The following is a 13,265-nucleotide window of genomic DNA, read 5'->3' as shown; positions in this document are numbered from 1 at the left end:
TCGGTCGACGTGCCACAAGCCCAGATAGGGTCACGAACGCAACTCAACGCGAACCATTTTTTCGTTGCAGTTCACTCCTCCAAATGAAGCGATATGCCTTTGGGTAACCCTGTACTGATCCTCCTCGTCGAGGATGAGCCGCTTATGCTGATCCACGCTCAAGAAGCGCTGGAAGACGGTGGCTACACCGTGATCGATGCGTCCAGCGGCGAGGAAGCGCTTCGACTCTTTTCCGAGCAGGCGGATCAGATCGTCGGCCTCGTGACGGATGTGCGCTTAGGCAAAGGGGCCGATGGCTGGGAGGTAGCTCGCCGCGCCCGAGAGCTGAAGGCTAGGATCCCGGTCGTGTATCTGACTGCCGAAAGTGCCGAGGATTGGGCGGCGCACGGCGTTCCGAAAAGCCTCTTGGTTCAAAAGCCTTACGCGCCGGCTCAACTGCTCACGGCCATTTCAACCCTCATCAACGACGCTGGAGCGAACATAGCGAGCTAGACCCGTCAAACTTGAGGAACGGCTGTCCCGATGGCATCGGACGACAAGGTCACTCGGACGACGTAACCTGGCCGACCATCCTCCCGCTCAACCGTGCCGGCGAGCTGTTTGGCGAGCAACCTGACCAGCTTCGATCCAAGCCCTGCCCTGCCGAGGTCGTCGCAGCCGATCCCGTCATCTCGCACCTCAATGGTAAGGCGGCCAGGCTCTGCTTGAATCGTAACATCTACGGTGCCGCCGCGATCCGACGGGAACGCGTACTTCAGGCTGTTGGTTACCAGCTCGTTCACAATCAGGCCAACGTTGACTGCCAGATCCGTTTGCACCGGCAATCGCGGGCATCTGACGCGAACCGCTATGGGACGAACGTCGCGGAGGAGGTCGCCTAGATCGTGGCAGAGTTCAGACACATATGCCTCGAGATCCACGCGCCCGTCCGCCTTGCCCCCGCGTAGCCGCTCTTGGGCACGGGCGACGACGAGAACGCGGGCGTTGGCAGCAGCGAGCGCGTCACGCACAGCCGGATCCGTGCTTGCATTCCGCTGAAGCGTAATTGCCGAGCTAACGATTGCGAGATCGTTCTTGGTTCTGTGGGCCAGCTCCTCGAGCAGGAGCGCCTTCGCACCCTCGCTCTCGTTCAGCTTCTCTATCGACCGACGAAGCGTCTCAATCACGAGCGACATGCCGATGCCCACAAGCAGAAAGATCATGAGCGCCAGCGCCGATCCTGCGGTCAGGGCGAAGGAGTGCCTTGGCGGAACAATGAAATATGCAGCGAGCGTCGCGCCGATTAGGGTCGTTGTAGCGCCTGCAGCTTTGCCAGCCATGATCGCCGATAGGAAAACGGCGGGAACGAACATCAGTAGCGGAAATCCACCCAACGCGCCGCTGAGGACATGTTGAGTAATGAAGCCGCACGCTGCGAAACAGGCACCGATGCCCATCTGTACCGAACCATTTAAGCGCCGGCTCGGCATTAACCATAGAATGGTTGTGTGCATCGACTCTTTCGCGATTGGATTTACCGAGGAGCTTCGTATCAGACAAATCTGTCAGCATCCTCGCTCTTGATCAAGCCTACTCCAAGATTCGTGCAAGTATGCTCGACGCCTGCTCAGTCGCCGGGATGAACAAGCGCGTCTTATAGCTGATCAGCTCGGTCCAGCACCCGAGCGACTTGAACCAGGGGAGCTGGCCCGCCGGCGCGCCTTCGATCTCGATCCGCTCGTTCCCGTTCACGCTGGCGCGCCTGATCGTCATCGGGAAAGGCTGCTTGATCTCGATCGGTCGCCCTGAGAGCGCAGCATCGATGATCGAACGTGCGGGCATATCCTCCGTCTTGGAGATGCCGAGCTTGGTGAAGAGGTCGACGACGTGCTGGTCGAACACGAGGCGGCCGAGCCAGCTGTTGCCACCCTTGTCGACGACGCGGTGAACGGCGAGGTGGTCGCGCGGAAGAGCGGACCAGATGGGCAGCAGGAGGCCGGTGGCGAGCCGAATGGTCTCAACATCCAGCTTCTCGGCCGCCTCCTCCACCTCTGCCTGCCACCGAGCGACAAAGGTGTCGCGGTCGATCGGCTCCCACGCGCTCTCGAACAGATCGGCCTCGCGCATGAACTCGCGCCGGCTCGGCCGCTGGAGCTCGACCCGCAGGATCGGTTCGCCATTGTCCCCCATCCAGGAGTCCGCGCGCGTGCGCAGCGCCACCATGCCGGAGCGCGCGTTGCGGACGAAAGTAGCGTCTCTGAAGGCCTCGGCCCGCTCGAGCAACCTATTACGGCATGATGAGCGCTATCGCGTGCGAGCACGGTATCCCGGTCGGCCTCTTCGACGCCGTCATAATGCAAGAGAGTCGCTATAATCCGTTCGCGGTCTCAACAGCCAGTGCCTACGGCCTCGCCCAGCTTATGCCCGGTACGGCCGCAAGTCTGGGTGTGAATCGATACGACGTTGTGCAAAATCTCCGGGACGGCGCCCGGTACCTTCGCCAGCAGCTAGATCGCTACGGCCAGGTGCACCTCGCTCTTGCGGCGTACAATGCGGGGCCGGGACGTGTGAAAACGAAGGTCCCGCGGATAACCGAGACCGAAAAATATGTGCGTTCGATCATCGATAACTGGTCGGCTCTGTTCGGCACGGCTCCCCTTTCCGCTCCTCGACCCGCATATTCGCGGCCTTCGCGGCCCGAGGCGGGTGTCCAAAGCTTTTGAGGGGATCGGAGATGGAACCGTAGGATCAGGCCGCCGCGAGCCGTTCGCTTACCACCCGCTTTTGTTGCCGCCGCCGAAGCACGACCATCGTCTGCTGCTTCCGGATTTTGCGCCCGCGCGCATCCTCGACTTTGTCATTCGACACGACGTCGTGGATCGCAATCTCATATTCCGGAAGGCGATCCTCGCTTTCGACCTTCTTCAGCTGCTGACGGAACTTCGCCGTGCCGGCCTGAGATCCGATCTTTGAGGCAAGATATTCCAGCGGTACTTCGTAATCCCCACTGTCGCTATAGCAGTGTGCAAGCTCGTAGATCCGCCTCTCGATCGAGCCCAACTTAAAGTAATCCGGATGATAATTGTACATACGGTTATCGTAAGTAATGGCTCGAGCCAGCCAGTCACAGATCATCACCCGCACAGACTCGAGCTGAACCGTTCCGTCAGGTAGGCGGCGAGTCTCTGAATGTGCCTCCGAAAACCAGGAGAAATAGCCTCTCGTCCCGCGGTTTCCGGTCTCGATATTCGTCTGAATTTGAGTGCCTTGGAGTCGTGCGAGAGCGTCGGAAAAGCGCTCATAATCGCGCTTGGAAGGCCGGCTTACACCAGTAACGCGGAAGAAGTCGTGTGTATTAAACTTCACTTCGCGACTCGACTCGCCCAGATCCTGCATCCTGTTGGCAATTACAGAGGACACGTAGATCAGGATCTCCTTGTCCCACATGGTAGCAATACCCATCGAACTCGGTTTTATCTGAATTTTCACGTCGCCGAATTCGTAACGGATCTCTTCCATTTGGGGCTTTTTTGAGAGCGCGAAGAGTGGGAAATCCATGACGCTACGCTCGCCGCGGACGGACCGGACACGCCGGCCGCAGGCCTGGAGCACGCCGAAACATATCTGCGCGGAGCCTTCGCATTCCTCGGTATAAACGACCTGGAGTTCGTCGTCGCCGACGGTCTGGGCATCCCCGACACCCGCGAGGCGTCAATCGCACAGGCCGAGCAGCAAGCTGCCGCGCTCGCCGCCTGACCCCAGGCGAGCGTCGATTTATCCCCCTTATTCTAACTTCCCGCAAGTCAGGAACCACCAACATCATGAGCAAGACCATCGTTATCTTCGGGGCCGGCAGCGGCCTTGGCATCTCGGTCGCACGTCGCTTCGGGCGTGAGGGCTACCGTGTCGCGCTGATCGCGCGCCGAGCTGAACGGCTCGAAAGTTTTGCCGCGCAGCTCCGCGACGCCGGGATCAGCGCCGACGCCTTCCCTGCTGATCTTACGAAGACAAGCGAGATCCCGGCGCTGATCGACACGATCCGCACGACCACCGGTTCGATCGACGCGATCTATTTCGCGCCCGAAGGCGGCGGCAGCTTCACCCCCGCGATGGCGCTGACCCCCGAGATCGCGCGCCCTCGAATGGAGCTGTGGTACTTCTCGTTCCTCGCCGTCGTGAACCAGGTGCTTCCCGAGATGCGAGAACGCGGCGCGGGCGCGATCCTCGTCGGCTTCGGCGGCTCGGCAGCGCATGGCTTCCCGTTCATGAGCGGGCCTGGACCTGCAATGGCGGCGACGCGCAACTACCTTCAGTCGCTGCACGTCGAGGTCGCCGGCGAGGGCATCCGCGTCGGCATCGTGACGATCACCGCGATCATCCAGAACAGCGAATCCCACCAGGCAATCCAATCCGGCGCGGTCAAGCTCGACACCCCGCCGGGCGTGACCATCCCTGAGGCCGACCCCAACGTTCTGGCGCAGATGCTGTGGGACGCCGCCGCCGAGGGCGCGCTCGAGGTGAGCTACCCGATAGCACGAGCTGGATAGCCGAGCCGGTGTGACCGGGCCCGCTGCCTGCGCAGCGGATCCGGGGTCAGGAGCCGGGAGTTTGGGGCATCAGCGGGGCCAGCGCTGCGCTATGAGGAGGGCTCCACGCAGCCCCCGCTGCCAACCGCGTTTGTGCCATTTCTATCTCGCAGCAGAATGTGCCTTTTCTAACTGGCGGCAACATGTCCGTGCGGGGGCGCATCCCAAATTGAAGTGCAAAAACCTAGGTAATCTCCGGTGTTCAGCCGCTTGAGGGTTTCGCAGCATGGGCCACTATCGACATATGGATCTCGACGAGCGGCATGGTGGCGGACCAGCAGGACAGCTACGGCCGTAAACTTCGAGCGGGATTGCCGGCGACGGTAATTCCCGCCGGCACGTCGCGGGTGACGACGCTGCCGGCGCCGACGATCGCGTCGTCCCCGATCGCCACGCCGGGCAGGACCAGTGCGCCACCGCCGATCCACACATTCCGTCCGATCGTGACCGGGCGTCCGCATTCGAGCATCTGGCCGCGCGTAGCCGGGTCGCGCGGATGGTCCGCGGTTAGGATCTGCACCCCGGGGCCAATCAAGGCCCCAGCGCCGATCCGCACGGCGACCACGTCCAGAATAATGCAGCCGAAGTTGAGGAACACGCCGTCCTCGAGATGGATGTTGTATCCATAGTCGCAGTGGAACGGCGACCGCACGACCGCCCCCGCGCCGGCCGCCCCAAGCCCTTCCTTCAGAAGGGCATACCGGGCGGCGGCATCGGCGGTGGTGGCGCCGTTGTAGCGCGCCATCCACGCTGTCGCCCGCGCGGCGTCCGCCACCAGTTCGGGATCGTCCGCGCGGTAGAGCTTGCCGGCGAGCATGCGTTGCTTCTGGGTCATGACCATCAGCTCAGATCGTGCAGGTCCTTGCCCAGCGGCGCGGTGATCTGCAGATCGGAGAAGCGGATCGCCAGCCCGCTGCGCTCCGGCGTGCAGGACATCGGTCCTACCTGATAGCCCGTCGCCACCGGGAACGGCGCGAGCCGAACCAGCGGCCAGCTCTTGCCATCCGCTGAAACCTGGAGCCGCAACACGCCCTTGGCGACCGTGGCGCGCATCCAGAAATCCCGGGGATCGCTCTCATAGGGACCGGTCGACCAATCGGACTTGCCGTCGGTGAGCACGCTGCTCAGCATCGCGCGCCCGTCGGACAGCTCGATCCCCGCCTTGACCCAGCGACGCTCGTCGACGCGGACCATGATGCCGGCCTGATCATAGAGCTTTTCATATTGGCCGCGGATGCGCAGTTGGGCAGTGAACGCATCCCCCGTCGGAAAGCCGAGGAAATGACCGCTGTCGCGCGTGAACCCGTAATGCGTCTCTCGCCAGAAGTCCGAACCCTTGTCGGTGACAAGCGAGAGGTCGCCGGCGGAATCGACCGACCAGCTTTTGGGCTCGTTCAGCCACCGGCCGTCGCGGCGGCCGAGGACCGGCTTCCCCGCCGCCTGCGCCAGCGCGCCGCTGCCGGACGCGGTCACTGCCAGCGCGGCCGCACCGCCGAGGATGGTGCGGCGGGTCATCGAATTGTCGGTCATGCAGTCTGCCTTTCAAATCGCTTGGCTGATATGTACAAATGTACACAATCGAGCGCCAGAGGGAATCGATGACGGACGGCACGGGCAAGCGGAACGATCCTTCGCGGCGGCAACGGATCGTCGATGCCGCGCAGGCGGTGATCGCCGATGTCGGCGTCGCGGCGACCACCCACCGCCGGATCGCGACGGCGGCGGGCGTCCCGCTGGGATCGGTCACCTATTATTTCACGTCGCTCGAAGCCTTGCTGACCGAGGCATTCCTGCAACTCGCCGCGCACTCCTCCGCCGCGTTCCGCGCGCGGCTGGAACGGGCGCCGGACCAGGCCAGCGCGCGCGAAGCGGTGATCGACATCATCGCGGAATCGATCTGGGCCGAGCCCCGTACCCTGCTGCTCAGCTACGAGCTCTACGCCTTCGCCGCGCGGCACCCGCCGGTCAGCGCGGTGATGCAGCAATGGATGGACAGCAGCCGGGCCGCGCTTGGCCGGTTCTTCGATCCGCTGACCGCGCGCGCGCTCGATGCGCTGGTGGAAGGGATCGGCATTCACAACTCGATCGACCAGGCACCGCTGGACCGCGTCGCGATCCGCGAGATCGTCGAGCGTATCGCCGGCGGATGAACGCGCGCCGCACCCGGCGCTGCAGGCCATGGCCTCGCGCCGCACGGCCTGCGGCGTCGTCCCCGTCCATATCCGGAAGGCGCGCACGAACGAATTGGCATCCTCGAAGCCGAGCAGCAGCGCGATCTCCGCATTCGCCATCGCGGTCTTTCGCAGATAATGGTCCGCCAGCGCCGCGCGCACGGCGTCCAGGGTGAGCTGGACGGACGCGACTGGGATGCCCTCCCCGCGCTGGTCACCGGGGACGTCACCTACTACAATCCGGCTCAGCTGGAGCCCTACCGGGGCAAGGAGGCACTGGTCGGCGTGCTCCGGCTGGTGTTCAGCATCTTCGAGGATTTCCAGTATCTCCGCCGATTCGACGGGCCGGAGGGCACCGCGCTCGAGTTCACCGCGCGCGTGGGGGAGGATAGGCTGTTCGGCATCAATCTGGTGCGCTTCGACGCGTCGGGGAAGATGGTCGACCTCGTCGTCATGCTCCGCCCGGCGGACGTCGTCGCGAAGCCCGGTGCCGAGGCCGCGCGCCGCATGGCCGCCGCGTCTGAAGCCGGGGCGGCATAAGGCCATGTCGGCAGCCCCTGCCACGCCCGTGTCCGCCACCGAAGCAGGCGCGGCGGTGGCGGGGTCGGCACCCGCTCTCGGCGGCGCCCCTCGCCATCCATCCGAATGCTTCGCCTTTTTCAAGGCGTGGCTCGCAGCGCCCCTGCGGCTGGCGGCGGCGATGACCCGCGAGGTTTCGGCCGCGACCGGGCCGATCCTCGAGCTGGGACCGGGTACCGGCGTCTTCACCCGTGCGCTGACCGGCAAAGGCGCCGGAATACGGGGGCGTACCCAAGGGATAGCGGCCGGCCCTCCGCCTACCGGCCGAGCGGCAGATCGACACGAAAGACCGCGCCCGAACGATCGCTGCGGTTTTCCGCCACGATCGTGCCGCCGTGCGCCTCGGCCAGCCTGAAGGCCAAGGCGAGCCCCAGCCCGCTGCCCGGATGCCCGTCCAGCTTGTCTTTGGCGGCGCGCCAGAACGGCATGAACATCCGCTCCGCATCTCCCTTCAGAAAGCCGCTGCCCGCATCGACGACGGCGACGCTGCACAGCCCGCCATGGGTGAAGCTGCGGATCTCGATATCGCTGCCGGCAGGCGCATGCTTGATCGCGTTGGTCAGCAGGTTGAGGAAAATCTGGCTGAGCCGCACCGAATCGCCCAGCACCCTGCCCCCGGCATAGGCCTCGACGAAGCCCACCTGCCCCACCGCGGCGCTCGCCCGCAGATCAGCCACGCAGACGCGCAGCACATCGTCGACGGCGATGGAGCGGCGGTCCAGCGCCAGCTCGCCCGCGTCGGCATGGGCCAGCGTCTTCAGGTCCTCGACGATGCGGCCGAGATGTTCGGTCTGGCGCAGCAGCCGTTCGGCCTCGGCCGGGGTCGCAGGCACCATCCCGTCGGCGATGCCGTGCAGCCGCCCTTTCAGGATCGTCAGCGGCGTGCGCAGTTCATGCGTGACCCCGGCGGTGAACACGGTGCGCTCGCGTTCGTAGGCCTCGATGTCGGCGGCCATGCGATTGAAGCTCGCGATCAGCACCCCGACTTCGCTGGAGCCGCCTTGCTGCGCCACCCGCACCGCGCGATCGCCCGCCGCCACCGCCGCAGCTGCCTCCGCGACCGCGATGATCGGCCGGCTGATCCGGCGTGCGAGCAGCACCGCGACGATGCCGCCCGCCAGCACCGAGATGACCGCGATGCACAGCATGAAGCCGGCGTCGCTCAGGTCGATCGTCTGGGCGCCATAGCGTTCGAACAGCTCGAAATAGCGCGGGCTGGCCTTCTCGCCGTGCGCGATCAGCGCCGTCATTTCGGCGCGCGCCGGCGGCGGCATGTGGCGCAGCATCACCTGCAGCTGGAAATAGGCCGCGCCGAAATAGGCGGCGAGGCCCACCGCCATGGTGATCGTGGTCATGATGCCGGCCAGCGCCAGCATCCGCGCGACGATGCTGTTCAAGGCTCGGCCCATAGCCGGTAGCCGATGCCGCGCACGGGCTCGATCACGTCGGCGCAGCCCACCGCCGCGAGCTTCTGGCGCAGGTTGGAGACATGGCTGTCGACCACCCGGTCATAGGCGTCGCTGTCCGGCGCCACCGCCTCGAGCAGCTCGGCGCGCGAAAAGGCGCGGCGCGGGCTGGTGGCGAGATGGGCGAGGATGCCGAACTCGCTGGGGGTGAGCGGCAGGCGCGTCCGCTTGCCCGGCGGCCCGCAGGTCGCGGTGCGTGCGTCCAGATCGATCTCGATATGCCCGACGCTTAGCAGGCGGCGGACCCGCGCGCCGCGGGTCCGCCGCAGCACCGCGCGGATCCGCTCGACCACTTCGGAAGGGTTGAACGGCTTCACCACGTAATCGTCGGCGCCGATCCGCAGCGACGAAAGCTTGGTCACTTCGTCGTCGACCGCAGTGACCATGATCACCGGCGTGTCGACGCGCCGCCGCACCGAGCCGAGCACGTCGAGCCCGTCGCCGCCGGGCAGGCCGATGTCGAGCAGCATCAGGTCCGGCTGAAACTGGGCATGCTGGCGCACCGCCTCCTGAAAGCTGGTGGCGCGCGCCACCTCGAACCCGGCATTTTCCACATAGAGCGTCAGGATCTCGGCGATCTCGCGCTCGTCTTCCACGATCAGGATTCGGTCGGTCATCGGTCAGCCTCTCTGCCAACGCTCTCGCACGGCAGTGTTGAGAAAGCATCGAGAGCGGCTCGATCGTTTCTCCATCGTTCGCGGATCGGCTCTGGACGGCGCGGGCCTAGCTGCTGCTGCGGAGCCGGCGCCCCTGCCGGCGATGCAAGAGGAAGTTCGGTCATGTTGCGTCACCTATCGATCGCCCTGCTTGAGGGCCTGGCCACCTTCTGGGTGCTGCCGGTCCACGCGCAGGACAGCAGCAAGGGCATCTATGCGGTGGTGCGCGCCGGCGGCGTGATCCAGCCCGACCAGAAGCTCGACCGCAACGGTCTGCCGACCGCGACCATCAACGACAACACCAAGTACCGCACCGGCATCACCGGCGAGATCGGCGGCGGCTATGCGTTCGGCATGTTCCGCCTGGAGCAGACGATCGGCTATACCGACCTCAAGCTCAACCGCGATCGCGCCGAGACCGGCGGCTTCCTGGCGGATGGCCGCGCGAAGATGCTGAGCGCCACGATCAACGGCTATGTCGACATTCCGCTCGGCACGCTGTTCCAGCCCTATGTCGGCGGCGGCATCGGCGTGGCGCGGGTGGATGCGCGCATGTCGCGGATCAACGCTGCGACCGGCATCGGAAGCAGCTATGCCGGCAAGGACTGGGGCATGCTCTGGCATGCCGATGCCGGCCTCGGCATCCGCGTGACGCCGAAGGCCACGCTGGAGGTGGGCGCACGTTATTCGCGGATCAGCAGCCTCGCGTTCAACGGCCAAAATGCGGGTGCCGCGAGGCGCTTCGAACCGCAGCTCAACGGCATCTCGGGCAATGTCGGCCTGCGCTACCGCTTCTGATCCATCACCCTCCCTCGGAGACACAGCAAGATGTTCACGACCATCATGGCGCTGCTCGGCGCCCTGAGCACCCCGATCCAGGCCCCGTCCGCAACGCAAGACGGTGCCTGCGCCCCGGGCACCCGCTTCCCGGTGCATGTCCAGGCGAGCGGCCTGAAGAGCGGCGGCGGGCTGGTGCTGATCGAACTGTTCGCCGCCGGCGACCAGACCTTCCTCTCGGGCGATACCCGGGACCAGCAGCATCCCAGCGCGATCGCCCGGCGCTGGGTCACGCCCTCGCTCGACGGCAGCGCCGAGGGCTGCATCGCTGCGCCGGCGGCAGGCGACTATTCGCTGCTGGTGACGCATGACCGCGATGCGACGGCGAAGTTCGCCGTCAGCAAGGACGGGCTTGGCTTACCGGGCAACGCGAAGCTGGGTCGCCGCCGCCCGCGCATCGAGGAAACCCGCGTCCGCGTCGGTCCGGCCGGCGCCGAGGTCAGGCTGACCATGCAGTATCTGCGCGGCCTGGCCGGCTTCGGCCCCGATCGTTAAGGTCTGGAACGATGAAAGGGGTGGCGCGCGCAGCGGCACGACGCCCCTTTTGTCGCAACGCGGATTGCGCGCTCCGCCCGCAACGGCCGTTCCCGCTCGGCACGAGATCGGCCTGTTCGTTTTTTCGGCCAAGGCCGCCGTCGACGTCCCACCCGATAGCGATCGTTGCGCGTGCGCCCGTTGACCTGTGCTCACACCGCATGTGATGTAGATCAAGAGTGGTATCCCTAACTGCTGCGGCTGCAGCACTTCAGCTACTTCAGGAGCGCGACCAGAATGAACGCGCGGTCATCGCGTTAACACCTGCAGATATCATGAAAGAAGCACATATAATGACTAATGTAATTCTTGTACTGCTGGTGGAGGATGAACCGATGCTTCTCATGAACGCTCAAGATACGCTGCAGGACGGAGGATTTGAGGTCCTTGACGCAAGTAACGCCCAGGATGCTATCAGAGCGCTCGAAACTGATGCAGATGCCATCGCGGGGTTGGTGACTGACGTACGCCTTGGTTCCGGTTCAACAGGGTGGGACGTTGCGCGTCGCGCACGAGAGCTTAAACCTACGATGCCTGTCGTCTATATGACGGCCGAGAGCGCGGAAGAATGGTCGGCTCAAGGAGTTCCCAAAAGCATTTTGGTTCAAAAGCCGTTTGCTCCGGCACAACTCCTGGCTGCGATCTCCACCCTGATCAACGAGGCTAGCACGGCCCTCTGACGTCGCCGTTCGGCACATTATCGAGGTGCAGAATGCATGCTTAACCCGCTATAGATCAAGAGTTGAATACCATCATTTGAGCCTTGTGCGAGCCGGCATTGTCTCGGCAAACCGCTGCCATGAAATGACGTCACTGGGGACGAGCCGCCTGTCCGCCTTTTCGGCCGAGGCTTGCGTCTTCACCGTACCCGATAGCGCGAGCACCGGCGGTCGAGGCGGTGTGACCGGACCCGCTGCTCGCGCAGCGGGTTCGTCGTCAGGAGATGGGTGGTTGGGACATCACTGCGCTATGTAGAGGCCTCCACGCAGTCCCCGCTGCCAACGGCCTTGTGCCATTTCTATCTTGCTGCGGAATGTGCCTATTCTAACTGGCGTCAACAAGTGGATGCGGTGTTCAGCCGCTTGATGATTTCGCCGCCGCGGTGCCATGGACCGCGAGCGCATTGACGATTGAATCTACATATGTAGTATATGGGATATGCTGCGCCCTCGCCCTTTCCCCGCAGGTGCTGACGTGCCGCTGGGCAGTGCCGGTTTCGCACTGAACCGGACGGCAACCTCGCTGCCCGCAGCCGTCCCCGCGATCGAACGCGCGACGGTGGAGCGCGCAGACTCCCCTGATCGACACCGTACCACCTCGCTTCCAGCCTCATCCTCGGTTCCTCGGGAGGCCCGAATGGCAAGCACGGCGATGACGATACTGGCGAGCTTCCTGCGGCCGACGGCTGCCGTTCTTGCCCTGCTGATGGCGGGGCATGCTGCTGCCCAATCCGTCGCCAGCGAGCGCCCATGGGAAACTGCCACCGAGATCCGCATCACCTCCGAACCCGGCGTGACCTTGGCAGGCACACTGCACCTGCCCGCCGGTCATGGCCATGCGCCCTATCCACTGGCAATCGTGCTCCAGGGGCACGGGCCCAATGGCCGCCGCGGGTTCGACGCGATCCTTCGGCGCCTGACCGAGCACGGCATCGCGGCGCTGGAATATGACAAGCGCGGCGTCGGCCAGTCGACCGGCACATACAAGGAGGATATCGAGCGGCTGACCGCCGATGCGGCAGCGGCGGTGGCGGCGATGCGCCGCAACCCGGCGATCGACGGGCGCCGCATCGCGCTGATCGGCCACAGCCAGGGCGGGGTGATCGCGCCTGCGGTCGCGGCGGCCGATCCGGGCATCGCGGCGGTCGTCACCCTTGCCGGCTCGGTTGGGGACGGGCTGCCTTATCTTCGGCAGGCGATCCTCAACCAGATGCGCGCCGCCGGCCGGGCGGACGCCACCGCAATCCCGGCCGCCGACGCGGCCATGACGCTGTTGCAGGCGCGGGCCGACCGCCGGGACCCGGCGACGATCGCACGGCTCCGCACCGCGCTGGTCGAGCGGTTCGAGGCGGCGGGCTTTCCGCGCCCGGCGGCGGAAGGCGCGCTGGCGATGATCGACCGCGAAGAGGCCTGGGAGGCGCACAAAATGCGCTCGGCGTCCGACCTGAAGGCGCTCCATGTTCCCGTACTGGCCGTTTTCGGCGCGAAGGATCCGCTGGTCGTCGCGTCGGTCGAGGCGGCCGCCGCGCGGAAGGCGCTTGCCGGGAATCCGCGCGCCACGGTGGTGGTGCTCGAGGGCCTCAGCCACTGGTTCCAGGAAGGTGCAGTGACAGGGAACGAAGAGGAGGTCGCCGAGCTCGGCCCCAATGCCGGGTCGCCCCGGCTGGTGGCGCTGGTGGGAGACTGGCTCGATCGGACGATCGGGGCGCCGCAGCGGTCGACGGCGTCCCGCTAGACG

Annotated in this window: 17 protein-coding genes and 1 pseudogene; 10 read left to right on the top strand and 8 right to left on the bottom strand. The window is 65.2% G+C overall.

What is annotated here, in order from left to right; genetic code table 11:
* Window positions 1-99 precede the first annotated feature (99 nt).
* Window positions 100-492, top strand: a complete 393-nt coding sequence (locus tag ACTJKY_RS18655) for a response regulator transcription factor (protein WP_440847593.1) — start codon at window positions 100-102, stop codon at window positions 490-492.
* Between the two features lie 5 nt (window positions 493-497).
* On the opposite strand, the gene ACTJKY_RS18650 is transcribed toward ACTJKY_RS18655, so the two are convergent.
* Both ACTJKY_RS18650 and ACTJKY_RS18645 read right to left on the bottom strand, forming a co-directional pair.
* Complete coding sequence (locus ACTJKY_RS18650; RefSeq protein WP_440847618.1) at window positions 498-1,469, bottom strand: histidine kinase dimerization/phosphoacceptor domain -containing protein; 972 nt, start codon at window positions 1,467-1,469, stop codon at window positions 498-500.
* Window positions 1,470-1,569: 100 nt separating this feature from the next.
* On the bottom strand, window positions 1,570-2,262 hold the full coding sequence (locus ACTJKY_RS18645; protein WP_440847592.1) for a hypothetical protein: 693 nt from the start codon (window positions 2,260-2,262) through the stop codon (window positions 1,570-1,572).
* 11 nt (window positions 2,263-2,273) lie between these two features.
* Here ACTJKY_RS18645 and ACTJKY_RS18640 point away from each other — a divergent pair, with 11 nt between their 5' ends.
* On the top strand, window positions 2,274-2,702 hold the full coding sequence (locus ACTJKY_RS18640; RefSeq protein ID WP_440847591.1) for a lytic transglycosylase domain-containing protein: 429 nt from the start codon (window positions 2,274-2,276) through the stop codon (window positions 2,700-2,702).
* 25 nt (window positions 2,703-2,727) lie between these two features.
* Here ACTJKY_RS18640 and ACTJKY_RS18635 read toward each other — a convergent pair whose 3' ends face one another.
* Window positions 2,728-3,591, bottom strand: a complete 864-nt coding sequence (locus ACTJKY_RS18635) for a replication initiator protein A (RefSeq protein WP_440847590.1) — start codon at window positions 3,589-3,591, stop codon at window positions 2,728-2,730.
* Between ACTJKY_RS18635 and ACTJKY_RS18630 the strand changes: the two genes are divergently transcribed.
* Both ACTJKY_RS18630 and ACTJKY_RS18625 read left to right on the top strand, forming a co-directional pair.
* Complete coding sequence (locus ACTJKY_RS18630) at window positions 3,532-3,735, top strand: NAD(P)H-dependent oxidoreductase (RefSeq protein ID WP_440847617.1); 204 nt, start codon at window positions 3,532-3,534, stop codon at window positions 3,733-3,735. The two genes, ACTJKY_RS18635 and ACTJKY_RS18630, sit on opposite strands and share 60 nt — an antisense overlap.
* Window positions 3,736-3,800: 65 nt before the next feature.
* Window positions 3,801-4,526, top strand: a complete 726-nt coding sequence (locus tag ACTJKY_RS18625; RefSeq protein ID WP_440847589.1) for an SDR family NAD(P)-dependent oxidoreductase — start codon at window positions 3,801-3,803, stop codon at window positions 4,524-4,526.
* Window positions 4,527-4,851: 325 nt separating this feature from the next.
* Here ACTJKY_RS18625 and ACTJKY_RS18620 read toward each other — a convergent pair whose 3' ends face one another.
* Both ACTJKY_RS18620 and ACTJKY_RS18615 read right to left on the bottom strand, forming a co-directional pair.
* Window positions 4,852-5,400 (bottom strand): sugar O-acetyltransferase, encoded by a 549-nt coding sequence (locus ACTJKY_RS18620; RefSeq protein ID WP_440847588.1) that lies wholly within the window; start codon window positions 5,398-5,400, stop codon window positions 4,852-4,854.
* Window positions 5,401-5,405: 5 nt separating this feature from the next.
* Complete coding sequence (locus ACTJKY_RS18615) at window positions 5,406-6,095, bottom strand: DUF1349 domain-containing protein (RefSeq protein ID WP_440847587.1); 690 nt, start codon at window positions 6,093-6,095, stop codon at window positions 5,406-5,408.
* Window positions 6,096-6,163: 68 nt separating this feature from the next.
* Between ACTJKY_RS18615 and ACTJKY_RS18610 the strand changes: the two genes are divergently transcribed.
* Window positions 6,164-6,715, top strand: coding sequence for a TetR/AcrR family transcriptional regulator (locus ACTJKY_RS18610; protein ID WP_440847586.1), 552 nt, complete (start codon window positions 6,164-6,166; stop codon window positions 6,713-6,715).
* Between the two features lie 96 nt (window positions 6,716-6,811).
* Here ACTJKY_RS18610 and ACTJKY_RS18605 read toward each other — a convergent pair.
* A pseudogene (locus ACTJKY_RS18605) lies at window positions 6,812-6,856 on the bottom strand (hypothetical protein); the annotation flags it as partial.
* 18 nt (window positions 6,857-6,874) lie between these two features.
* On the opposite strand from ACTJKY_RS18605, the gene ACTJKY_RS18600 reads away from it, so the two are divergent.
* Window positions 6,875-7,276, top strand: a complete 402-nt coding sequence (locus ACTJKY_RS18600) for a nuclear transport factor 2 family protein (RefSeq protein ID WP_440847585.1) — start codon at window positions 6,875-6,877, stop codon at window positions 7,274-7,276.
* A gap of 296 nt (window positions 7,277-7,572) precedes the next feature.
* Here ACTJKY_RS18600 and ACTJKY_RS18595 read toward each other — a convergent pair whose 3' ends face one another.
* Window positions 7,573-8,724 carry a sensor histidine kinase gene (locus ACTJKY_RS18595; protein ID WP_440847584.1) on the bottom strand — a complete coding sequence of 384 codons (1,152 nt, stop codon included), beginning with the start codon at window positions 8,722-8,724 and terminating at the stop codon, window positions 7,573-7,575.
* On the bottom strand, window positions 8,709-9,398 hold the full coding sequence (locus tag ACTJKY_RS18590) for a response regulator (RefSeq protein ID WP_440847583.1): 690 nt from the start codon (window positions 9,396-9,398) through the stop codon (window positions 8,709-8,711). The genes ACTJKY_RS18595 and ACTJKY_RS18590 overlap by 16 nt, the downstream gene beginning before the upstream one ends.
* Window positions 9,399-9,560: 162 nt before the next feature.
* On the opposite strand from ACTJKY_RS18590, the gene ACTJKY_RS18585 reads away from it, so the two are divergent.
* From ACTJKY_RS18585 to ACTJKY_RS18570, 4 genes are all read left to right on the top strand, one after another.
* Window positions 9,561-10,235, top strand: a complete 675-nt coding sequence (locus ACTJKY_RS18585) for an outer membrane protein (RefSeq protein ID WP_440847582.1) — start codon at window positions 9,561-9,563, stop codon at window positions 10,233-10,235.
* Between the two features lie 30 nt (window positions 10,236-10,265).
* A complete protein-coding gene (locus ACTJKY_RS18580) occupies window positions 10,266-10,769 on the top strand; it encodes a DUF2141 domain-containing protein (protein ID WP_440847581.1) in 504 nt (167 codons plus the stop codon).
* Window positions 10,770-10,987: 218 nt separating this feature from the next.
* Entirely contained in the window at window positions 10,988-11,488 is a 501-nt protein-coding gene (locus ACTJKY_RS18575) for a response regulator (protein ID WP_440847580.1), read from the top strand.
* Between the two features lie 676 nt (window positions 11,489-12,164).
* On the top strand, window positions 12,165-13,262 hold the full coding sequence (locus ACTJKY_RS18570) for an alpha/beta hydrolase (protein ID WP_440847579.1): 1,098 nt from the start codon (window positions 12,165-12,167) through the stop codon (window positions 13,260-13,262).
* Window positions 13,263-13,265: the final 3 nt, after the last annotated feature.

This window comes from Sphingomonas sp. 22176, from assembly GCF_052045505.1.
In the GTDB taxonomy this organism is placed as follows: domain Bacteria; phylum Pseudomonadota; class Alphaproteobacteria; order Sphingomonadales; family Sphingomonadaceae; genus Sphingomonas.
This window is presented reverse-complemented; position numbering and strand designations above follow the sequence as displayed.

Coding starts and splice junctions, on each gene's coding strand:
- ACTJKY_RS18625 (WP_440847589.1), top strand. CDS start 3,801: ATGAGCAAGACCATCGTTATCTTCGGGGCCGGCAGCGGCCTTGGCATC.
- ACTJKY_RS18590 (WP_440847583.1), bottom strand. CDS start 9,398: ATGACCGACCGAATCCTGATCGTGGAAGACGAGCGCGAGATCGCCGAG.
- ACTJKY_RS18580 (WP_440847581.1), top strand. CDS start 10,266: ATGTTCACGACCATCATGGCGCTGCTCGGCGCCCTGAGCACCCCGATC.
- ACTJKY_RS18595 (WP_440847584.1), bottom strand. CDS start 8,724: ATGGGCCGAGCCTTGAACAGCATCGTCGCGCGGATGCTGGCGCTGGCC.
- ACTJKY_RS18600 (WP_440847585.1), top strand. CDS start 6,875: ATGGTCCGCCAGCGCCGCGCGCACGGCGTCCAGGGTGAGCTGGACGGA.
- ACTJKY_RS18640 (WP_440847591.1), top strand. CDS start 2,274: ATGATGAGCGCTATCGCGTGCGAGCACGGTATCCCGGTCGGCCTCTTC.
- ACTJKY_RS18610 (WP_440847586.1), top strand. CDS start 6,164: ATGACGGACGGCACGGGCAAGCGGAACGATCCTTCGCGGCGGCAACGG.
- ACTJKY_RS18570 (WP_440847579.1), top strand. CDS start 12,165: ATGGCAAGCACGGCGATGACGATACTGGCGAGCTTCCTGCGGCCGACG.
- ACTJKY_RS18620 (WP_440847588.1), bottom strand. CDS start 5,400: ATGACCCAGAAGCAACGCATGCTCGCCGGCAAGCTCTACCGCGCGGAC.
- ACTJKY_RS18650 (WP_440847618.1), bottom strand. CDS start 1,469: ATGCCGAGCCGGCGCTTAAATGGTTCGGTACAGATGGGCATCGGTGCC.
- ACTJKY_RS18585 (WP_440847582.1), top strand. CDS start 9,561: ATGTTGCGTCACCTATCGATCGCCCTGCTTGAGGGCCTGGCCACCTTC.
- ACTJKY_RS18615 (WP_440847587.1), bottom strand. CDS start 6,095: ATGACCGACAATTCGATGACCCGCCGCACCATCCTCGGCGGTGCGGCC.